This window comes from Flavobacterium sp. YJ01 (assembly GCF_029320955.1).
Lineage (GTDB): Bacteria > Bacteroidota > Bacteroidia > Flavobacteriales > Flavobacteriaceae > Flavobacterium.
The window spans coordinates 1,509,873-1,531,461 of sequence record NZ_CP119757.1; the positions used below are offsets into that span (position 1 = coordinate 1,509,873).

The 21,589-nt window shown below is 43.8% G+C and carries 21 protein-coding genes; 15 read left to right on the top strand and 6 right to left on the bottom strand.

Annotation, left to right across the window (positions count from 1 at the left end):
* Window positions 1–101: 101 nt before the first annotated feature.
* Window positions 102–308: an exodeoxyribonuclease VII small subunit gene (gene xseB / locus P0R33_RS06730; RefSeq protein WP_179006308.1), complete on the bottom strand. Its 207-nt coding sequence runs from the start codon at window positions 306–308 to the stop codon at window positions 102–104.
* Window positions 286–1,722 carry an exodeoxyribonuclease VII large subunit gene (gene xseA, locus P0R33_RS06735; protein ID WP_179005254.1) on the bottom strand — a complete coding sequence of 479 codons (1,437 nt, stop codon included), beginning with the start codon at window positions 1,720–1,722 and terminating at the stop codon, window positions 286–288. Before xseA ends, xseB begins: the two co-directional genes overlap by 23 nt.
* A 320-nt stretch (window positions 1,723–2,042) precedes the next feature.
* Between xseA and P0R33_RS06740 the strand changes: the two genes are divergently transcribed.
* The 4 genes from P0R33_RS06740 to P0R33_RS06755 are packed head-to-tail and all read left to right on the top strand — an operon-like array spanning window position 2,043 to window position 4,559.
* Window positions 2,043–2,429 (top strand): single-stranded DNA-binding protein, encoded by a 387-nt coding sequence (locus tag P0R33_RS06740; RefSeq protein ID WP_179005252.1) that lies wholly within the window; start codon window positions 2,043–2,045, stop codon window positions 2,427–2,429.
* Between the two features lie 44 nt (window positions 2,430–2,473).
* Window positions 2,474–2,833 (top strand): hypothetical protein, encoded by a 360-nt coding sequence (locus P0R33_RS06745; protein ID WP_179005249.1) that lies wholly within the window; start codon window positions 2,474–2,476, stop codon window positions 2,831–2,833.
* Between the two features lie 26 nt (window positions 2,834–2,859).
* Window positions 2,860–3,249 (top strand): Cas9 inhibitor AcrIIA9 family protein, encoded by a 390-nt coding sequence (locus tag P0R33_RS06750; RefSeq protein ID WP_179005247.1) that lies wholly within the window; start codon window positions 2,860–2,862, stop codon window positions 3,247–3,249.
* Window positions 3,246–4,559, top strand: a complete 1,314-nt coding sequence (locus P0R33_RS06755) for a PcfJ domain-containing protein (protein WP_276174768.1) — start codon at window positions 3,246–3,248, stop codon at window positions 4,557–4,559. The genes P0R33_RS06750 and P0R33_RS06755 overlap by 4 nt, the downstream gene beginning before the upstream one ends.
* A 96-nt stretch (window positions 4,560–4,655) precedes the next feature.
* Here P0R33_RS06755 and P0R33_RS06760 read toward each other — a convergent pair whose 3' ends face one another.
* Window positions 4,656–4,901: a hypothetical protein gene (locus tag P0R33_RS06760; RefSeq protein ID WP_149207808.1), complete on the bottom strand. Its 246-nt coding sequence runs from the start codon at window positions 4,899–4,901 to the stop codon at window positions 4,656–4,658.
* 273 nt (window positions 4,902–5,174) lie between these two features.
* Between P0R33_RS06760 and P0R33_RS06765 the strand changes: the two genes are divergently transcribed.
* Window positions 5,175–5,600, top strand: coding sequence for a response regulator (locus tag P0R33_RS06765; RefSeq protein WP_179005243.1), 426 nt, complete (start codon window positions 5,175–5,177; stop codon window positions 5,598–5,600).
* Between the two features lie 95 nt (window positions 5,601–5,695).
* Here the strand turns inward: P0R33_RS06765 and P0R33_RS06770 are convergent, their stop codons facing one another.
* Window positions 5,696–6,088, bottom strand: coding sequence for a response regulator (locus tag P0R33_RS06770; protein ID WP_179005241.1), 393 nt, complete (start codon window positions 6,086–6,088; stop codon window positions 5,696–5,698).
* Between the two features lie 285 nt (window positions 6,089–6,373).
* Here P0R33_RS06770 and P0R33_RS06775 point away from each other — a divergent pair, with 285 nt between their 5' ends.
* The 5 genes from P0R33_RS06775 (at window position 6,374) to P0R33_RS06795 (ending at window position 12,665) form a co-directional block, all read left to right on the top strand.
* Window positions 6,374–6,568 carry a hypothetical protein gene (locus P0R33_RS06775; protein WP_179005239.1) on the top strand — a complete coding sequence of 65 codons (195 nt, stop codon included), beginning with the start codon at window positions 6,374–6,376 and terminating at the stop codon, window positions 6,566–6,568.
* Window positions 6,569–6,918: 350 nt separating this feature from the next.
* Window positions 6,919–10,173, top strand: coding sequence for a PAS domain S-box protein (locus tag P0R33_RS06780; RefSeq protein ID WP_179005237.1), 3,255 nt, complete (start codon window positions 6,919–6,921; stop codon window positions 10,171–10,173).
* On the top strand, window positions 10,163–10,606 hold the full coding sequence (locus P0R33_RS06785; protein ID WP_223704583.1) for a response regulator: 444 nt from the start codon (window positions 10,163–10,165) through the stop codon (window positions 10,604–10,606). Before P0R33_RS06780 ends, P0R33_RS06785 begins: the two co-directional genes overlap by 11 nt.
* 498 nt (window positions 10,607–11,104) lie before the next feature.
* Window positions 11,105–11,461: a YciI family protein gene (locus P0R33_RS06790; RefSeq protein ID WP_179005235.1), complete on the top strand. Its 357-nt coding sequence runs from the start codon at window positions 11,105–11,107 to the stop codon at window positions 11,459–11,461.
* The gene (locus tag P0R33_RS06795; RefSeq protein WP_179005233.1) at window positions 11,451–12,665 is read left to right on the top strand and encodes a DUF6596 domain-containing protein; all 1,215 of its coding nucleotides are present in this window, start codon (window positions 11,451–11,453) and stop codon (window positions 12,663–12,665) included. The genes P0R33_RS06790 and P0R33_RS06795 overlap by 11 nt, the downstream gene beginning before the upstream one ends.
* Before the next feature lie 220 nt (window positions 12,666–12,885).
* Here the strand turns inward: P0R33_RS06795 and P0R33_RS06800 are convergent, their stop codons facing one another.
* Window positions 12,886–13,440, bottom strand: coding sequence for a fasciclin domain-containing protein (locus tag P0R33_RS06800; RefSeq protein ID WP_179005231.1), 555 nt, complete (start codon window positions 13,438–13,440; stop codon window positions 12,886–12,888).
* A 286-nt stretch (window positions 13,441–13,726) separates the two neighbouring features.
* Between P0R33_RS06800 and P0R33_RS06805 the strand changes: the two genes are divergently transcribed.
* The 4 genes from P0R33_RS06805 to P0R33_RS06820 all read left to right on the top strand — a co-directional run bounded on the left by P0R33_RS06805 (window position 13,727) and on the right by P0R33_RS06820 (window position 18,782).
* Window positions 13,727–14,473, top strand: a complete 747-nt coding sequence (locus tag P0R33_RS06805; protein WP_179005229.1) for a ferritin-like domain-containing protein — start codon at window positions 13,727–13,729, stop codon at window positions 14,471–14,473.
* A gap of 25 nt (window positions 14,474–14,498) precedes the next feature.
* A complete protein-coding gene (locus P0R33_RS06810) occupies window positions 14,499–15,311 on the top strand; it encodes a ferritin-like domain-containing protein (RefSeq protein ID WP_179005227.1) in 813 nt (270 codons plus the stop codon).
* Between the two features lie 238 nt (window positions 15,312–15,549).
* Window positions 15,550–17,334 carry a chloride channel protein gene (locus tag P0R33_RS06815; protein ID WP_179005224.1) on the top strand — a complete coding sequence of 595 codons (1,785 nt, stop codon included), beginning with the start codon at window positions 15,550–15,552 and terminating at the stop codon, window positions 17,332–17,334.
* A gap of 137 nt (window positions 17,335–17,471) precedes the next feature.
* Window positions 17,472–18,782: a DUF389 domain-containing protein gene (locus tag P0R33_RS06820; RefSeq protein WP_179005222.1), complete on the top strand. Its 1,311-nt coding sequence runs from the start codon at window positions 17,472–17,474 to the stop codon at window positions 18,780–18,782.
* A gap of 5 nt (window positions 18,783–18,787) precedes the next feature.
* Here the strand turns inward: P0R33_RS06820 and nhaA are convergent, their stop codons facing one another.
* Window positions 18,788–19,972 (bottom strand): Na+/H+ antiporter NhaA, encoded by a 1,185-nt coding sequence (gene nhaA / locus P0R33_RS06825; protein WP_179005220.1) that lies wholly within the window; start codon window positions 19,970–19,972, stop codon window positions 18,788–18,790.
* Between the two features lie 264 nt (window positions 19,973–20,236).
* Between nhaA and P0R33_RS06830 the strand changes: the two genes are divergently transcribed.
* Window positions 20,237–20,638, top strand: coding sequence for a hypothetical protein (locus P0R33_RS06830; protein ID WP_179005218.1), 402 nt, complete (start codon window positions 20,237–20,239; stop codon window positions 20,636–20,638).
* The last annotated feature ends 951 nt before the right edge of the window (window positions 20,639–21,589 follow it).

A 21,589-nucleotide genomic window follows, 5' to 3' on the forward strand; every position in this document is an offset into this window, starting at 1 on the left:
AGGCAGTACCTGAAACTTTCCATCACAGGCATGCGTTTTCATCGGAGTATAACTTAAACTATAACGCCTTAAAGCTGCATTTTAGTATGCCGCATCCTATTTTACTCCTTGGTATTCTCCATACCGCTGATAATTTTAGCCACTTCAGTTTCGGTCGATTTTAGTTTTGCCTGGCAGAACTCTATCAGTTCAGATGCCCTTTTTACTTTGGCAGCCAGTTCATCCACAGAGATGGTTTCGTCTTCCATCTCTTTGGCGATCAGGGCCAGCTCTTTGGCTGCAGCCTCATAAGTCAGTGTGTTTTCCATCATATTCTATTTTTTCGTTGACCGTACTTTTCAGTACGGCATCTTTTGTTACTATTTCAATCTCTTCGCCTTCCTTTATGCTCCCTGCTCCGTTTACAATTTTATTGTTTTTTCGGATCACGGCATATCCTCTGCTGAGCACATTCTGCGGGGAGAGCAGCTTTATAGTTTTATGGTGGTCCTCCAATTGGAGTCTGCGGCTTCGCAGGTACTGGCTGGTAAAGATCTTCAGGTTCGCTTTTAAATGCTGAAGATTGCTGTTTTCCTGCTGGATGATGCTCTGTGGTCGCTGCAGTGTTTTCTGCGCAGTCAGCAGCAGGTTTTGCTTTTTCTCCGCCAGTATGTCCCTGCTGGTCCGGACAATATGCTGATGGGTAAGCATGAGTTCTTCTTTCTGCACGGCAATCAGTTGTTTCGCATTATGGGTAACCGTGCTTTTAAGTCCGCTGAGTTCTTTATAATACCCAAGGAAAAGCTGCTGCGATTTAATAACTATTATCCTTTGCAGTGACAGTATATGCTGCTCGAAACTGCGGTTGTGCGCTATGATAAACTCCGCCGCCTTGGTTGGTGTTTTGGTATGGGTATGGGCCATCAGGTCGGTAATGCTGACATTTTTCTGGTGCCCGATGCCGGTTATCACAGGGATCGGGAATTTTGCCACTGCCCTTCCGATATTGTAATTGTCGAAAATCAAAAAATCAGACTGCGATCCGCCTCCCCTTGTGATGACAATGGCATCATAAGCAATTCCAGTGTTGTAGACATCAATAAGCTTGTTTAGGAACAGTTTGGCATTATTGTCCCCCTGAACAACGGTATGATAATCATCAATCTGAAAAACATAGCCAAAATCGTTATGCTGCATCGTATGGCGGAAATCCTCATTTCCGGCAGAACTGCTTGAGGAAATCACCGCAACCCTCTGAATTATCGCAGGAAGCTTCAGACGGCTGTTCAGCGTGGAGTAAAACTCTCCTTCTTTCTGTATGAAATCATTCTCTTTAACAAGCCTTGCAAGAGTGGCGTTGCGCTGCTGTTCCAGAATGCCGAGCATGAAATTGCTGTCGATATCCAGAAGGTTTACCGAAAGACCGTACAGCGGATGGAAATCCACGCTAACCTGAACAAGAACATGAAGATTGTTGGTAAAACGCTGTCCGGTGCTGTTTTCAAAATCAAGGATCTTTAGTGCTCCTGCTCCCCAGCTCTTGCCCATTATTTTAGCAGTGATCGTACTGCCTTTCTCTGATTTCTCCACCAGTTCAAAGTAATGGATCTTTTTATCGGCCTTGAAGGAATGGTTGGTGATATCTGCCACTACCCAGTACGTCTGTCCCTTAAAGCGGGAATGGATCGTATCCTGGATCTGGCCGGTGAGCTGTGAGAGTCTGATATGCTGGTCTGGTCCCATATTGTTTTTAGGGGTCTGCTGCTGTTTGTTTTTTCTTCTTCACCGCTAAGATAGCTATTCTCAGGCGGATCTCAAAAACAGAAAAAAGAGAGGTTAATTTTCAATTCAAAACGGGTTAAAAGGGCAGCCAAAGTAGTGCCCGCCCTCACCTGCATGCGCATAACGGCTCCTGGCCGCCCTTCGGGACTTATAGCACTCCGGCTCGGTATCTAGCCACTTTTCTTCTGCTTTCTTTTTTCCCGTTTTTTCTTTTGAAAAATTTGCGTTGCGGACGACGGAGGAAGAAATCTGAAATAAGTATTCACTAAAAATTTTATGTCATGGAAATCACAGGACGAATTGTAAAAGATGCCTCCGTTTTTAAAGTAAAAGAAAACCGTGAGGTGGTAAACTTCTCCATAGCAGTCAACGACAGCTATAAACCCAAAGGAAGCACAGAGGTCAAAAAGATTGTAACCTATATCGACTGTTCTTACTGGCTCAGGTCGGGACTGGCGCAGTGGCTCAAAAAAGGAACGCTCGTACAGCTCTTCGGGCGCATCGGGCTGAATGTCTATATCGGAAATGACGCCCGCGCGCACGGCGCTTTGACCTTTCACACATCGGATATTAAAATCCTTGTATTCCCCCAGACGCAGAGCACAAAAGCAGTACCTGCGGCTAAAAAGGACAATAAAAACGAAGAGCCTGACGACCTGCCCTTCTAATTGTTATCTCCATTAAATTTTTACACACGCCTAAATGAAATAGTATGAAAGCCTTAGAAAGATCAAATTACAGTGGGTACCGTGTAAGCGATGCCTTTAATGAAATTATCCTAAAAAGCATTACTTCCTACAGCGGAAAACGCAGAGAAAAGCTCAAATCCTTTTTCCTTGATTTGCAGCAGGGAGGATGCGTGAGCGGCATGATTTCAGAATTTATCTACAACACGGACTGCAAAGCGTTTTACATCGAACATATCGATGACCTTGAAAATATACGTACTGAACTGGAAGAAGCTATCGGCGAGCCGATCGAAAACCGATTTCAAGCCCCGCATTACACCTTTGTCTGCTGGCTCTGCTTCGAGGAATATTGTTATGAGCTCTATTCTAGGCTCTTTGAATAGAAATTTCCAACCTTAAATCTATTCTTATGAAAGCTTCTGAAAATTTTAAAAATGCCATAGAGAAATACCTCAGCACTTTGGCGCAGGGCGATACCGCCTTTGCGCCGCACTTTGCCAAAGCATCCAAGAACCTCGAAAGCTGCATCCATTATATCTTCGGCGAGGTAAAAAAAACAGGCTTGTGCGCCTTTGACAATCAGGAAATCTTCGACATGGCAGTAAAGTACTACACCGATGATTCTATCGGCACGCCTGCGCCGATTGCGTGCAGAGCCGTGGTGCAGACCCCTGCACCGTCCGACCTTTTTACGCAGCCCGAAATCCCTGCTGCGCCTGTCAAAACCGAACCTGTTCCAACCGTAAAAAAAGACGTAAAACCTGCGGCGCAGACCGCCCTGACACTCTTTGACCTATGACACCCAAAACCATCATCGAAAAGCAGCTGACGGCGCTGAGCGCCTCGCTTGCGCCTATTAGAGAAGAGGTATTTACTTGGGCAGAGCAGACTATTTTTCTCAAATGGGGTGTGTTGTCCCGCAGCAGGTTCTACTGCCTGGACTGCGCCCACGTTTGGAAACCCTCCTGTCCAAGCACCTGCGCCAAGTTCACTTCCTGCCCTGCCTGCGCAGGCAGACTCAAAATGATGCCTTATAATCAGGTACATTTTAAGGAAACAGAATATTTCGCCGTTATCGAGCGCTGTGCGGGGTTTCAGGTGGTGCGCATGGACATTTCCCACAAGCACATGAAAAAGAATTTCGCACCCTCCTATTTCCATAAGGAAGTCATGCAGCATTGGATAAACCCCAAAGGTGACGTTCGCACGCTCGCACGCAGCACCAATGTGTTTTCCAGTAACCTTGATGCATGGAAATTCTATTCCCCGCTTGAAATAAAGCCAAAGGATTTCATCCGCAATTCCAGATTCTATATCAATCCCTTCAAGGTTTATCCGCAGATGAAAGTGCTTCCGATCTTAAAACGCAACGGCTTCAAGACTTCGGTATATGACATTGCACCGCACTTATTGTTTTCATCGCTTTTATCCGACCCTGTTGCAGAAACCCTTTTAAAATCCCGACAGCTGAACCTGTTGCAGTATTACCTCTGCGCATCACGGCAGAACATCCGCCGCAACTGGCAGGCGGTGAAGACCGTCATCCGAAACCATTACAAAATTTCAGATGTCCCCGTTTGGGAGGATTATCTCGAACTGCTGCGGTATTTCAAAAAAGACCTTTCATGTCCTTTGTATGTCTGCCCCGAAAACCTCTGCGAAGCGCACGACCATTTTGTGAAAAAGAAAAGGGACTTGCTTCGCAAGAAAAAACTCCGCGACCTGCGCCTTGAAATCGAAAAGGCGCAGAAAAGATATGCAAACGACAAAAAGCGCTTTTTCGGGCTGTCGTTCCGCGATGGGCAGCTCAGCATTTCCGTTATTGAAGAAGTAAAAGATTTTATGGCCGAGGGCGACGACTTGGGGCATTGCGTGTTTACCAATGAGTATTATGTTAGAAAAGATTCGCTGATACTCTCGGCAAAGTTCTGCGATAAGTCCATGGAAACCATCGAAATTTCACTCAGCCGTATGGAAATCCTGCAGTGCAGGGGACTGAAAAACAAGCCCTCCAGACATCACAGACAGATCCTGCAGCTGCTGAGCCAAAACTTATATCAGATAAAGGAGCGCATGAAAAAAAGAAAACCCAAAATTATAAGCCGATAAGCATATCGGCTTTTTTTATGCAGTGAAATCAAAGCCCGAAAGCCCGCCGTCCTCCCGGACGGCGGGCTCTGGATTCCAATGCCTGCCAAAGCCGCATTACTTTAAGGTAATCGCATCGGCAAGGTTTTCCTGATCGATAAAGGCCGTTATATACTGCCGGGCTTCACCGCGCTTCTCCAGATCCGTTTCAAAGGTATTGAGATGATACTCCTCGTCCTGGTCCAGGATATGAATGATCTCGGTATAGCCTTTCGAAATCAGGCTCCCTTTGAGCTTGATCACGGTGAGCTGCTGGTGCGGGTCCAAATCTTTTCTCACCTTTAATTGTATTGCTTTTTCCATTGTGAAAGATCTGTATGTTAGGGTAGTTGTAATTCTCCTATCAAATATAGCAATTAAGACCGCAGCCACAGCACCGGGTACTGTTAAAAAAAGACAAGCAGCATTTTACCGCACATGTTAATTTAGTAAGAAAAATAAAATTTACTGTAAGAAAAAAAATAAGGAAATGATTTAATTTTAGGGAGGCAGAATTTTAAAAACGTTTAGCCCTCACAATGGAAAATCAAAACTGGACAAAGCTAAATTACTTAATTTAAAGCGTATCTTTAAGACATGAGAAGAAACGGAGAAATAATAATAATCGAAGATGACGAGGATGACAGGCTCTTCCTTAAGGATATTTTTGAAAGCCTGGACTATCCCAACAAAATAAAATTCATTGAAGACCCAATGGATGCCCTTTCTTACCTTTCCAATTCGAAGGTGAGGCCTTTCCTTATTTTGTCAGATATCAATATGCCCAAGATTAATGGCTTTGAACTCCGCGAACAGATACTTGCCCTGGCGGAAATCCGCGAGAAATGTACTCCTTACATCTTTCTTTCCACCTCGAAAAACCCGGAAAATGTACTCAGGGCGTACCGCTGCCAAGTACAGGGATACTTTAGGAAAGAAGAAGACTTCTCAGTCTATCAAGCCATGATAAAAAACATTGTGGAATACTGGCGCCTAAGCCTTACTCCGGGATCAGCACTGTAAAAAACACATCTGCTTTATTTATATTGTACGAATCCGCCCGCTGAACTTCAGGTAAAATCTGTTGCGGCTTTCTATTTTTTTTCTTGCTCGAAACATCAAAATGGCTTTGGCTGCAAAAGCGAATCCAGCTGGGAAAGAAGCTCGCCAAAACTGTTGGGCTTGCTGATATAGGCAAGGATGTTATGCTGCCCGATTTTGCTCTTCATGAAATCCGCTGAGGGGGTCGAGATCATCACTACAGGAATATCCTTCAGCCTTGCGTCATTTTTTAAAGAGACCAGCAGCTCCAGCCCATTGATTCTGGGCATATTATAATCTAGAAAAATCAGTTCGGGCAGCTTATCAGACCCCCTGAGTTCTTCCAAGGCAGTCTGCGGACTGCTCTCCCATCGCAGCAGTATGTTTTTATTGAGCTGGTCTACCGCTTCCATAAACAGCTCGGCATCTTCACGGTCATCATCGATAAGCAGAATACTTCTATATAACATGGCGCATACATTTTTAAGCTCCTCGACTGCAGTTAAATACGGTTTTTAGTCCGATGCGGTTTGGCGCGGCAGGCAAAAAAAGATAAATCACCTATACAGCCGCCCTTAAAGGTACGGCGATTTTCTGCAGCAAATGGACGCTGGCTGCCAGATGTGGAAATTTTACAACTCTATTTTGGAATTATATAAAAAAAATGCTGCCGTGAAGATTATTTTTGCGTTTTTATAGGATTTTTCATCCTTGCCTATCTGTTTTCTTTTGGTTTTAAATTAGAACTGCAGACTATGAGAACCCTACTGTTCCTTTTTTGTACACTGGCTGTCTGGGGCTGTTATCCGCAGCAGCACCATGATCCTAAAGTGCTTCTTGCCATGGAAACCTATGCTTTTTTGAAAGGACAGAGTGCCGCCCTGAAAAAGGCCGCCAGCCAATTCCCTGCCTTTGCAAAAGAATCCAAAAAAAATGGTTTAAAAAAATAGTCGGCTCCGGCTTCCCACAGACAAAACCTTAAAAATGCCCTTGCAGTATGAAGATGTAGTGTTTGGCATTATTTAACTAAAGTTTTATGCCGCAAATGCAGTTGAAAAACTAAAGCCTTAAAAGTGACAATTTTAAAATTTTTCATAAAAATTGTATAAAAGCTGCCACAGCGGAAAAATTAATTTTACGCAAGACAAAAACTATTTTTTTACGCTGGCTGTTAGGCAGAAACAGCATACCGGATGACGAAGTCCGTTCCATCGGAACCGCAACAAAAAATAAAATTGCTTACTTTTACAAAACCAAAACTGTTATCCTGTATGCAGCAGCCCTTCCTAAAACTAGAAAATTGAATCAAGACCCAAATACTTCAGACTTTTACTTTCTTCAAAATGGAGGTGAAGCCGCCGAGCTAATTGAAAATATTGACTGGGAAAGCCATACTTTGGGCACTCCGGACACCTGGCCGGAGAACCTCAAAAACACCATTGCCACAATCGTGTCCTCAAAATTTCCGATGTTTCTCTATTGGGGTGATCAGCTGATACAGTTCTACAATGATGCCTATCGTCCCAGTTTCGGAAATGAGGGCAGACATCCCAAAGCCATGGGACAGAAAGCCGTGGACTGCTGGCCTGAAATATGGGATTTTATCCATCCGCTGATTCAAAAAGTGCTGTCAACGGGAGAAAGCATCTGGTACGACGACCTGCTGCTGCCAATATTCCGAAACGGCAAAATGGAAGACGTATACTGGACTTTCAGCTATAGCCCGATAAGGGACGACCGCCGCCAGATCAAGGGTGTATTGGTAATCTGCAATGAAACCACTGAAAAAGTAAACAGCAGACTTCATCTGCAGCAAAGCAGCGACGAGCTGGAATTTGCCATCAACGCCGCCGAATTTGGGACTTATGACCTGGATCCAAGGACACGGCGCTTTTCTTCAAATGCAAGGCTCAAGGACTGGTTCGGGCTCAAAGCCGATCAGCAGGTGAAACTCGAACATGCCCTGGGGGCAGTCGCAGAGAAGGACCGTCAGCGTGTCACTGAATCAATTAATTATGCACTCCGATATGAATCAGGCGGGCGATACGATATTGAGTATACCATCATCCACCCCATTACCAAAATACCGCGGATTGTGCATGCCCTTGGAAAGGCATGGTTTGACAATACTAAAACCGCATACCGCTTTAACGGCATCCTGCAGGATATCACCCAGCACCGCAAAGCAGCCCAAGAGCTTCAAAAATCAAGACAGCTCACCGATCTTACCATACAGAGCATGGGTTTGGGACTTTTCAGCGTGGATTATGCCGCTGATACCCTTGAGTATTCCGCTGAATTCAGCAGGATCCTCTCTGGAAATTTTAAACCCGGCCTGGGAAGGAAGGATTTCCTCAAATACGTGCATCCCGATGACCTGCATCTGAGAACCGCCGCCATCAAAAGCGGCATGGAAAATGGCACCTTTAACTATGCCCCAAGGGTTATTTGGGACGACGGAAGCATACACCAAATTGCCATATCAGCGGCACGCATCATCAATTCCGAAGCAAAAGCACCGATGTTCTCCGGAACGGTCGCCGACATCACCGAGAAGGAAAACAGCCGTCTGGCCCTTGAGCAGGCACAGTCACGTCTTGAGATGACCAAGCGGGAGGCAGACCGCCATTTTTCAAATGTAACCGACAGCTCCCCTACCGGGTTATGGCTTTCCAATCCGCAGGGAATGTTTACCTACTTCAACAAAACCCTTATTGATTTCACAGGGGTGCCCTACCAGGAACTGCTGGAGGGAAAATGGACCTGGGTCATTGCCGAGCAGGACTATAAAAAAACCAAAGAAGCATACCTTAAGGCACTGGAGCAGAAAAGCCATTTCGATGTGCTTTTCCGGGCAAGGAAAAACAATGGGCAGCTGATCTGGTGCCGCGCCGCCGGCGACCCTTTTTATGATGCCGACGGACAGTACGGCGGCTACGCCGGGTTCTGCATGGACATCGATGAAATAATTTCCGTGCGCCAGGCCGTTATTGAAAGCCAGAACCAGCTCACCTCGATGATCGAGCAGTCCCCCGTGGGGATCTGCCTCTTTACAGGACTGGATATGAAGATCGAAATTGCCAATGATATAATGATTGGATACTGGGGCAAGGACAGCTCCGTGATAGGGCTTCCCATGGAAGAAGCTGTTCCCGAATTAAGGGGGCAGCCTTTTATGGATATCCTGCAGCAGGTCTACCGTACAGGCGAAACCTATTACGGCCATTCCGTACCGGCGGACCTGAAGCTCAACGGAAAAATCAGCACCTATTATTTTGAGTTTACCTATACCCCGATCCGCGACTCCAAAGGCACGATTTACGGGGTTATGGACATTGCCATTGACGTTACCGATCAGGTCATCGCCACCAAAAAACTCGAAGAGACAAGGATGGCGCTCGCAGGGGCTATTGAACTGGCCGAACTCTCCACATGGACGCTCGATGCCGAATCTAAAACCATTACCTGTTCGGACCGTTTTAAGGAGTGGCTCGGTTTAAGCGCCGGCACCGCAGACCGGGAAGAGTTCCTGCAGCGCATCAGCGAACCCTACAGGCATAAAGTTGCCGCGGCCCTGGAAGAGGCCCTCAGCGGTTCGGCCGAACAATTTTATGATTATGAATTTCAGATTGTAAACAAAATAACAGGACAGCAGCGCATTATCCATGCCAACGCCCAGGTGCAGTACGGCAAGGATGATGTGGTAAAATCACTCAGCGGCACGGCGCAGGACGTGACCAAAGAAAAGGAACTCCAGCAGGAGCTTACCTTCAAGGTAAAGGAGCAGACCGCCGAGCTGCAGACTAAAAATGCCGAACTCGAGGCCAACAACCGCGAGCTTTCGCAGTTTGCCTATATCGCCTCCCACGACCTGCAGGAACCCATAAGAAAAATCAGCGTTTTTACCGATCTGCTGCAGAACAATCTGGGAAAGAACCCCGAGAAGGTAAATACTTATATCGACAAGATCAGCTCTTCTTCCAGAAGGATGGAGAACCTCATTAAGGATGTGCTGCAGTTTTCAAAGCTCACCCATATTTCACATCAATTTGTACCGGTAAACCTCAATACAGTGCTCAGCGAAATATTGGCAGATTTTGAACTGGTCATCGAACAGAAAAATGCCCAGGTAAGCATCGGGCAGCTTCCCCTCGTGCAGGCCATACCGCTTCAGATGTCACAGCTTTTCGGCAATCTGCTCTCCAATGCCCTGAAATATACCAAGCCCGGCACCAGGCCCGAAATCAGCATTAACGCACAGCCTGTTCCAGAAGCTCAACTCAGGCTGCATGCACTGGATCTGGAACTTCCCTATATCAAAATAGAAGTGCGCGATAACGGCATTGGATTCTCACAGCAGTACGCCGAACAGATTTTCAATATCTTCCAGCGCCTGCATGGAAACGACCAGTATTCAGGCACCGGAATCGGCCTTGCCATGTGCCGCAAGATCATGCAGAACCATAATGGTGAAATTACTGCCGCATCGCAGGAAGGCTCAGGCACTGTTTTTACTATTATTATGCCTGCACTGCGCGAAAAAAATGGGGGATGATAAAAAATTAGGAGGGAAAATAGTATATTTACACTCCATTATTATACATATGACGACCATTTTTTTAATTGATGATGATCCAGACGACCGCGAAATCTTTGCTGAACTGCTGGCCGAAGACCATCCCTCAATTGTACTGCAGCAAGCCATAAATGGCGCAGATGCCTTTGAAAAACTTAAATCTGAAAACTTTACAAAGCCGGATTTGATTTTTCTGGACCTCAATATGCCCATAATGGACGGGCGTACCTTCTTGCAGCACATTAAAATGGATCCGGACCTGAAGGATATACCGGTTATCATATATACGACATCCTCAAGTGATCTGGACAGGAATTTTGCCATGGAAAACAAGGCCGCCTTTTTCCTGACCAAACAATATTCGCTGCAGCAGCAGCGAAAGGATATTATGGCGGCCATAAAGAACTTCTAAACTCTTGATTCCCCTTACATTGATCAACGCTATTAAAAAAAGAATTATTTCTTACAAAAAACTCCCTTTTTGAAACTTTTAAGCTATTCTCATGGGGCTTAATTCATTAAGTGCAGACTCTACTTTACTCCAATTCGAACAGCGTAAAATCTTCTCTCAATTTTGCGTCAAAAACTTAAAGCTTTTTTCTGCGGCGCAAAAGCAAAATTTCCTGCCATTTCATCATATTGGACTTACTGTTCCGATTTAAACAGTACTATAAAAAGAAATTTAAAAGCAGATTCATAACTAAAGCATAAAAACTAATGAGATTTAAAAAAATCTCATTAGTTTTATTACAGTTTTTTTTGAATTCAGATGCAGCGTTACCGCAGCTGAAATTTTTAAATGCATCACACACAAGGATCCAAATCGCTGTTTATTTTGAAAAAAAATTAAATAAATGTCCAAAACCGGAACACCCAGATGTCTTTAATGAAATTTTAAAAATAATTTATTATGAAAAAGTTCCTATTATTACTTCATGAAGACATTGAAAAACTAAATGAGCTCTCATCAAAAGAAATGCAGCAGCTGGCTGATGCGCATATGAATTGGGCAGAGAGATTAGCCGCGGCAGGACATTTGATTTCAGGCGACGGACTGCAGGAAAAAAGTGTTTTGATCAGCGGGAAAGACTGCATCATCAAAGACGGGCCTCATCTGGAATCCAAAGAAATTATCGGCGGCTATTATTTACTGCAGGCAGACGATTTAAAAACGGCTGTCGAACTGGCCAAGGAATGTCCTGCCCATCTTTACGGAGGCACTACCGAAATCCGCCAGATAATGGAAATGGAAGAATATGGGCAATGAAATGTTTTTCGGGGAAGAAAGGAATTATCGGGCATTATACGGAAAGCTGTTTGCAGCGTTATTAAATCAGTTTGGTGCAGATTATATTTCTGAAATTGAGGATGCCATTCATAATTCCTTATTAAAATCCTTAAAAATACGCAGCCAGAATACCATCCTGAAAAATATGGAAAACTGGCTTTTCATCGTTGCCCGAAATGACCTGCTGAACCAGATCAAAAAGGATAAAGAAATAAACAGTTTTTCTGCGCAACATATGGAAGGTTATGCGGCGGAAAGCTGCCAGACTGACCTGCGGCTCCAGACCGTTCTCTTTATATCTGCTGTAGAAAATATTTCCAGCCAAGCCAAAATACTCTTTGCTCTTAAGGATATTTTTGGGTTAAGCATATCTGAAATAAGCCGCTGCACCTTGATGGGTAAAGAAGCAGTTTACAAAAGCATTGCCAGGACAAAGAAAAACATCCAGTCCCAATTTAAGGGCAAAACTGTCGAACTGGATTCAATAGCAGCCGTCAGGGAAGATATCGCCAGGGCAGAAGAAATATTTTATGCTGTTTTTAATATAGGCTATGACTGTTTTGATGAAAAGGCCCAAGGGGTTTTCAATGAAGATTTATGCCTGGACGCAATGGCTCTGGCTAAACTTTTATACGGCCGCTATAAGTATGGCTCTACAGGCAGTCTGCTGGCCCTTTTCTGCTTTCATGCCGCAAGAAGTGCAGCCCGGGTTGTCAATGGCAGGCTCATTTCTTTTTTCAGCCAGGACCGCGAAAAATGGAATACGGAACTGATCGCTTTAGGCTTTCATTATCTTAAAAAACCCAAAACCTTAAACCGTTTTTATCTTGAAGCGGTTATTATCAGCAGGTACATGTCCATTGCGGAGCTAACACAAAATGACTGGCTTGATATTGTGAAATTACATGAAATCATGCAGCAGGTCTGCCTGTCTCCTATTGCAAGACTGAACTATTGTTTTTGTCTGGCTAAAATTGGAAAAACGCAGCAGGCGCTGCAGATTCTTTCTCAGATTGAAAAAGAGCTGCCGGCCGAACATATCTATTTTTCTCTGGTAAAAGCTAAAATCCTAAAAGAAACCAGACCTGAAGAGTCCGATTATCTATTCACTTCGGTGCTAAGTAAAATGAACCAGAAAATAAGGAAAGAATACCTGCTGGAAAACGAGTCAGTCGGATTATAAAATAAAAATATTTCAATTGATATTTCTTTTTTGATTTCTACCTTTTCAGATAAGAGACATGATCTCCAGTGCAGGCTTTAGAACTGTATAAAATTAAAAAAACATTACCATTTAAATGCCGTAAGCCTTCACTTATTTTCGCCGGGAAATCCAAACACTGAAAAGCATAAAAAAGCCCCTTTAAAAAAAGGGGCTTATCGCATACAATCTCTTTACAGTATTACATCTTTGGAAGCAGGACAGCATCAACCACATGGATTACACCGTTTGACTGGTTTACGTCCGCTATGGTAACCTTAGACTTATTGCCGTTCTCGTCGCTGATATATAAATCCTTACCCTCCATCCAGGCCGTCAGCGTACCGCCGCTTACTGTTTTCAGCACTGCTTTTCCTTTTCCTGCTTTTATCGCTTTTGCAATATCGGAACTGTTCATCTTTCCTGCAACCACATGATAGGTCAGAATAGTCTGCAGCATTTTCATGTTTTCCGGTTTCAGTAAATTGTCTACTGTTCCTGCAGGAAGTTTGCCGAAGGCTTCATTGGTGGGTGCAAATACGGTGAAAGGGCCTTTTCCCTGAAGCGTCTCTACCAGTCCCGCCGCTTTTACCGCCGCCACAAGTGTGGTATGGTCCTTAGAGTTGACTGCATTTTCTATTATGTTTTTATTTGGATACATTGCTGCCCCTCCCACCATCACGGTTTTCTGGGCGTTCATCGTAAATCCGAATCCCAATGTTAAGACTGCCAAGGCTAAAAATTTTCTAGTTTTCATAATTACATTTTTTTTTAAGTTATAAAGTCATCTACGCTGCAAACTGCTTTATGGTTTTACCACAAAAAGGAATAATCGCGAAAAAATAGGCATAAAAAACACACAGGCTTTAAAAACTGGTGTTTATCCCCAAAAAAAAATATTTACTTTTTATAATTTTTTTTGCCAATTTTTTTTGCCAATTTTTTTTTATTAAAAAACAGCCCCAAATTAAAACCGCATCTTATAAAATTTCGTTAATAACATAATATGATTATGTTATTAACCTTAATAAAAAACCTAGATTATGAAAAACGAAGTTAAAATTCAGCAGGTAAACCCTTCACTTGACAGCAGAAGGAATTTCCTGAAAATCAGCGGTCTCACATTAGCTACAGCAGGTTTGGTTTTGGCCGGATGCAGCGACAATGATAATGACGATAACATGGAGGACACTTCACTTCCGGGAATACGAAACGGTGTATTTGATTTAGGGTCAGGGGATTTCGGCGTGCTTACATATGCCTACGCCCTTGAACAATTAGAAGCAGATTTTTACACTAAAGTGGTGAATGCCTCAAACTTCAATACGGTTTTCAGCAGTTTGGAACGTGAAGTTTTAACAGATCTGTACCACCATGAAGTGGTGCACAGGGATTTCTTTAAAGCGGCATTGACCGGAGCGCTTCCCAATCCGGGCTCTCAGCTGCTTCCCTCTTTAGCCTTTAATTACGGTTCCTTGAATTTCAACAGCCGCACTGAGGTACTGGCCACTGCAAAGGCGCTTGAGGATACGGGAGTGGCCGCCTACAACGGAGCCGGCAGATTGATAAAAACGGCTGACTACCTATTGCTGGCCGGAAAAATTGTTTCTGTAGAGGCCAGACATGCCGCCGCAATAAGAAGCCTGATCAATCCCAATTCAAAAGATTTCGCCGGAGATGATATTGTCAATATGTCAACAGGTCTGGATGACGCAAAAGATCCTTCTAAGATCCTGCCGATTGCCGCGAACTTTATTACTACAAAATTCACGGCCAAATACCTTCCTTAATACTAACTGCTAAAACTTAGAAATTATGAATATCTTAAAATTTATAGAAACTTTTACCGATGATAATTTGATGAAAAGCACCGGCACCCGCAGGGACAGCTTTTCGCAGTTTGGGAATATCGGAAAAAATCTAGCCATGGCATCAATCCCTTTCGGATTATCAGCTCTTACCAGCAAAGCTTTTGCTAAAGACATTACAGCAACTCCGGCAACTCCTATCGGGGCACTCCAGTTTGCATTGACTCTGGAATATCTTGAAAATGAATTTTATGCTATGGCACTGGATTCAGGGGTGATCCCTGCCTCTGAAAACGGCGGACGGGATCTGAAAGTTTTCCAGCAGATTGCAGATCATGAATCCGACCATGTCAAGTTTTTGATTGCAGGACTGGGAGGAACGGCAAGTGCCAATTTTGTTCCAAAACCTACTTTCGATTTTACAGTAGGAGGAGCTTTTGATCCTTTCAATGATTACCCTACCTTTTTAGCGTTAGCGCAGGCTTTTGAGGATACCGGTGTAAGGGCCTACAAAGGCCAGGCGGCCAACTTGATAACAGCACCCGATTTATTGACCGCTGCCTTGCAGATCCATTCTGTTGAAGCGCGCCATGCTTCAGAAGTCAGAAGGCTCAGAGGTCTTAAAGGATGGATTTCCAATTCTGAGAGAGGTGCAGGAATGCCGGCTGCGACACAGGCTGTGTATGATGGAGAAGGTATCACGATGCAGGCAGGGTTCAACACGGCCTCTGCATTTGGAGCCGCGGCAGGATCTGAAGCCTATGACGAACCGCTTACCACCCAGCAGGTGGTCGATATCGCCAACATCTTTATTGTCTGATTTTTACATAAAACGCTTTCATAGTAAAATGAAGGCGTTTTTTTTTCATAAACCCAGGCAGCAACTTCTTGAGGCAGGAATGCTTTTATAAATGGGTAAATCCAGCGCTCCAGCGCAAATGATTTTAAAGGCATTTTAGAGAAAGACATTCAAAATTGGCATTACATTAACATTTTATTCCGGGCATAACCACCCTTCTGGTTTATCTTTGTATTTCCACACAATTCCATCCAGGACAATGTTCAAAAAGCAGCTCATCAAAGCAAAACAGGTATTGATGCTCGGACAGCGGCAGCTCTCCCGCAAACAGTTTATATTTCTCTCAAGTGTTCTTATCGGCATTACCGCATCCTTTGCGGTAATCTTTCTAAAGGCTTTTGCCCACTGGGTATATTCATTTGCAACCTACATCAACGGAACATTAAAATTGAGTTTCCTTAACAGCATACTGCCTGTTGTTGGAATCCTGCTTACTGTTCTGGTAGTGAAAAAAGCATTGGGCGGGACCCTGGAAAAGGGGACTTCACAGATTTTGTATATAGTGGCTAGAAAAGCCAGCATTATCCCTAAAAAGCAGATGTATGCCCAGATTATCACCAGCTCGCTGACCGTCGGACTTGGAGGGTCTGCCGGATTGGAAAGCCCTATCGTGATCACGGGCGCCGCATTCGGTTCCAATTATGCCCAGCAGTTCAGGCTGAGCTATCAGGAGCGCACGCTGCTGATTGGATGCGGGGTGGCAGCAGGCATTGCCGCCGCATTCAATGCCCCCATCGCAGGGGTGCTTTTTGCCATCGAGGTGCTGCTTGTCGATGTGACCATTTCGGCTTTTACCCCCATAATGATTGCCGCGGCCACAGGTGCGCTGGTTTCCGCAATCGTCCTGAATGAAAACATACTGCTGGCTTTCCGCGAAAAACAGACCTTTGACTACCATAATATTCCCTTCTATGTTTTGATGGGGCTTTTCACAGGCTTTACAGCGGTATTCTACGCCCGCAATTTTTTAAGGACCGAACATGCCTTTGCGCATTTAAAATACGGCCCCTATAAAAAAGCACTTATCGGCGCCTGCATTCTGGGTCTCATGATCTTTATATTTCCCACCCTTTTCGGAGAAGGATATGAAAGCATCAAAACTCTTGCTGATAAGGATCCCGGAAGGCTGCTGGAAAACACGCTGTTCTCGGATTTGGCGTCCAATGACTGGATGCTGCTGGGCTTTGTCGGGGCTTCCATGCTGCTCAAAGCTTTTGCCTCAGGCATAACATTGGGAAGCGGCGGCAACGGGGGGAATTTTGCCCCTTCCCTCTTCCTTGGCTCATATGCCGGTTATTTCTTCTCAAAACTTTTAAACCTCTCCGGTCTTACCGATCTGCCTGTGGGCAATTTTACCCTGGTGGGTATGGCCGGGATTCTCAGCGGTCTTTTTCATGCGCCGCTGACCGCCATTTTCCTTATTGCGGAAATAACCGGAGGATACGATCTGATGATTCCCCTGATGATTGTCGCCTCGGTAAGTTTTGCCGTTTCCAAACGTTTTGAAAAGCACTCCCTCGATGTAAAAAACCTGGCCAGAAAAGGAAATGCCTTTACAAGCAATAAGGATTCTAATATCCTCTGCACCCTAGAGATTGAAGACCTGATAAAAAAAGATTATCTGACCGTGGAACCCGATCAGCCGCTTGCAGACGTCGCCGGGCTTCTGGCACATTCCGACCAGGTGATTTTTGCAGCCGTCGATAATGAGAATGAGCTTCGGGGACTGGTTTACTTCAATGACATAAGGGAAGTGATTTTCGATAATCTCAAAACAGAAAGCATTCTGGTCAAGGATATCATGACACAGCCCGTGCAGCCCGTGCATCTTTTTGACAGCATGGAAACGGTGATGAAAAAATTTGAGAAAAGCGGCAAGGTCTTTCTTCCGGTGCTCAAAAACGGAAAATATTACGGCTTCATAACAAAATCAGACGTTCTGGAATCCTACCGCAACAGGCTCAAATCAATGATTTTCGAATAGGGCTTCAACCGCACTTTGGCAGATCAGGCGTCCCTGGCTCTATCTTTTTCCTATTCTGTTTCCAATTAGCAAAATTAGCCTTATCTTAGTAATGCATGCCGCAATTAAGAAAACGCAAACTTTTGAATTTTAAGATTATGAGAATACTAACAGATTTGCTGAACCTTCATGAAGGGGAGGACGACAGGGCAAAAACACTCGAAGCCGTTAAGAAAAACATCACCTTCAAAGGTGCCAATCTCTGGATTCTGGCCTGCGCCATAATCGTCGCCTCGGTCGGGCTCAATGTAAACTCCACCGCGGTGATTATCGGAGCCATGCTGATATCCCCTTTGATGGGGCCGATAGTAGGCGCCGGGTTTGCTTTGGGCATCTATGACTTCTCACTGCTGAAGAAATCACTTAATAACCTGCTTACGGCAACTGCTGTAAGTCTGGCGGTATCCACCCTTTATTTTTACCTGAGCCCCTTTAAGGATGTGCAGTCCGAACTGCTGGCCAGAACCTCTCCCAATATTTACGATATCCTAATAGCCTTCTTTGGAGGCCTTGTGGGGGTTATTGCCGTGACCAGGTCCGAAAAAGGGAACCCGATTCCCGGTGTGGCCATTGCAACAGCACTTATGCCGCCGCTCTGTACGGCAGGTTACGGACTTGCTACCGGACAGTGGAAATTTTTCCTGGGGGCTTTCTACCTCTACAGCATCAACTGTGTCTTTATAGGTATCGCAACCTTTCTGATTATAAAATACCTGAACTACCCTGCCGTAAAGCAGATAGATGAAAGCCATCAGAAAAGGGTCAAATACACCATCGCCTTTCTAATCACTGTTATGCTGGTGCCCAGCAGCTATCTTGCCTATTCGCTTTACAGGGAACAGCAGTTCAAAAAAAATGCGGATCTTTTTATTGAAAATGAGTTTTCCGCCAAAGGATATACCATCGTGTACAGAAAGACGGACTTCAACCCTAAAAACAAAAGGCTCGAACTGGCATTCCTCTCAAAACGCTTTTCTGAAGCAGAAATAAAAGACCTTGCCGGAAGACTCAGCCGGAACAAATACCTGGCCGGCACCCAGCTGCTCATTAGGCAGGACAGTACCGACCGTTTCAATGCCCTGAAGGGAGATATTCTGAACCAGATCAAAAGCAGCGAAAATGAAATGAACCTGAAAGATGTCAGGATCATGCAGCTGGAGAAAGAACTGGCCAGAAACCAATTTGACAGCCGCCAGATCCTCAAAGAAACCCGTGCGCTCTATCCTGCAGTCAATTCATTATCCATCAGCAGAAATACCCTTGTAAGCCCTAAAGACAGCATTACTTCGGTAACGGCTGTTATCTATGACGCATCAAAAGACCTTTCCAAAACAGACAGCGAAAAACTGCAGAAATGGCTCAATGAACGCTTATCGGTAAATGATGTGGAACTCTTCCGCAAACACTAAGCTCCCTAAAATCTCATTTTCTGTTTTCTGCTGTACAGCCGCAGAATGGAGAAGCCTGTGATGCCCGCCGCCGTGGAAGCTGCCAGTATGGCAAATTTGGCTTCGTTCTGCAGCACCGCATCGTTAAAAGACAGTAAAGCAATAAATATCGACATCGTAAAGCCTATTCCTCCCAGCAGTCCAAGTCCTAGCACATGCACCCAGGTGACAGATTCGGGCAGTGCGGCTATTTTCAGCTTTACCGACAGCCAGGACATGATAAAAATCCCGACAGGCTTGCCCAAAAAAAGACCCAGGACTATCCCAAGGCCCAGACTGCTGAAAAGCCCCTGCAACATAGCAGGTTCAAAGGTTATATTGGTATTGGCAAGCGCAAAGACAGGCATAATCAGAAAATTGACAGGACACGCAAGGAAATGCTCCAGTTTTTCAAGCGGCGACTCGGTATCGTCTTCATTGGTTGGTATGGTCATCGCCACCAATACTCCGGCTATGGTCGCATGGACCCCGGAATGATGTATAAAATACCAGATCAATATCCCCGGGAGCAGGTAAAACAGCAGGTTTTTAATACCTGAGCGGTTAAAAATGACCAATAAAACCAGCAATGCTCCCGCATAGCCCAGATACATAAAGTTCAGCTCCGAGGAATAGAATAAGGCTATCACTAAAATTGCAATCAAATCATCGACAATTGCAAGGGCGGCCAGAAAAATCTTCAGCCCAGAAGGCACTCTGCTGCCCAAAAGCGATAAAATTCCAAGTGCAAAGGCGATATCCGTAGCCATAGGAATGCCCCAGCCTTTAGCTGTTTGGGGATCCGAAGCATTAAAAAATGCGTAAATCAGGGCAGGGACCGCTACCCCTCCCGCCGCGGCAAGGACAGGCAGAACCGCATGTGAAAAGGTGGAAAGCTCCCCTTCTATTACCTCCCGTTTAATCTCCAGACCGACCATCAGGAAGAAAACCGCCATCAGCCCGTCATTGATCCAAAGCCCTACAGGATATTTTAAATGAATCCAGGCTGTATTGAATCCCAGTTCAAAGTTAAGGATCCCTTTAAAACCTTCCGACCAGCCAGAATTGGCAATGGCCAAAGACACCAGCAGGGATGTTATCAAAAAAATGCCGCCTGCCGAGGAGGAGCGGAAAAAATGCGCGAATATTTTTAAGTTGATCAGTTTTGTCATATCCGCAAATTTAAAACTTAATTACTGTTATTCCAATCGTAAAATTGAGGATATGAATTGGCCTGATTCAGAAATTGCGGGGCTTATCCAAATCAAAGCTTTGAATGCAAACGATATCAGCACCATATAAATCTCTTTAAATTTTAACAGGGGAATCTAGCTGCTGTTTTTTTTCGTTAATAAAATTTAGAATCATTCTACTGGTTTTCACCAAATAAGAAAAGACATTTTGAATTAATTTTATTTTGAATTAAACCGATGAAAATGAATGCTATTGATAAAGAGTCGCTTCAGGATGCTCTAAAAAGCATAGATGAAAAAATTAACCGGCTGAACAGACAAAAAATAACGGCTTTATTTGAATCCTTGGGTCTGCTTGAAAGAAATGATATTTCCAAAGAATATCTGAACTGGGAAAATGTGCTGATAGTGGTTCCGAGCCGGGATATTTTTAATGAAATAAAAAAATATAAAGATCTGACCTCAAGGCTTGCATTGGTCATAAACACCAATGCCGATCAGATTCATATTTATGATTTTGCTCTTTGGGATAAAAGCATCAGGAACAAGACAAAATTTCAAATCAGGGAACTGCTCAAATCAAATTTTGGCGGCACCGAAAAAATCGCTGAAAAACGTGACTGGGTTAAACTGCTGCTCAAATAAAAAAGGCACATCGAAAACCATTGCACAAATAATTGGTATGCTTCTTTAATGGAGGTCTATAATACTGCCTGTTAAAACTTGCACAGTACTGATTAACTTTTAGAATCTTCAAATCCTAAGACATGTTTTGTATATACTTTTTGATTTAAAACTGCTTAAACTTTAACATTCAGTATCATATTGAAAACTTAAATAAAATGAATTAGTAAAATAAGGGATTGCTTCCTCTTTTTTAGATCATTTAAACCCAACAGGCCATATAAGCCCCAACCTAATCAAAAATTAAAACATATTTTTTTTGGGTTGCCTGCAATTTCACCAAAAATTTAAAAGCGTTTCTAATGGCAATAAACCATCAAAATTTTGTGGAAAAACTTTAATAAAATCTGTTGATTAAAATAAAAAATTAAAACAATCAATAATTGATAAGCGCATCTTCGAATGTATATTGGACATTTTTGAACGGATAAAATATTGAAAATAGATGTTTGACTCTTGGTGCAGAATCGGTGCACGCACATTCAATACACCACCTAATACACTATAAAACAACTACTTGAATCCCTAAGTTCGAAACATTACTAAACATCAAAAATATTATAGCAATCACTCGTTTTAGAATTGCAGCAAAATGATGGCACATGATTTTTTGGAAAATAGAAAGTAAGCAAAATCAAGTGCTAACAAGTTTAGATTCAAAACTATTATACATTACTTTATTTAAAAGCATCTCGCGAATAGCAGCATATTCACTGTATCTATTTCGAACAAGAGATTAAATCTAAAAAGCAGATAACTTTCATGAAAATGTTATAATTACAGCTTCACACATCTAAAATTGACGTGATGGCAATAGACCTCATTCCATCTTTTCCACTTGTTCCCATCATATAACGAGTGAAGTATTGATCGGCGAATAAAAAGATCCTCCACATCATATAGTCCGTCATC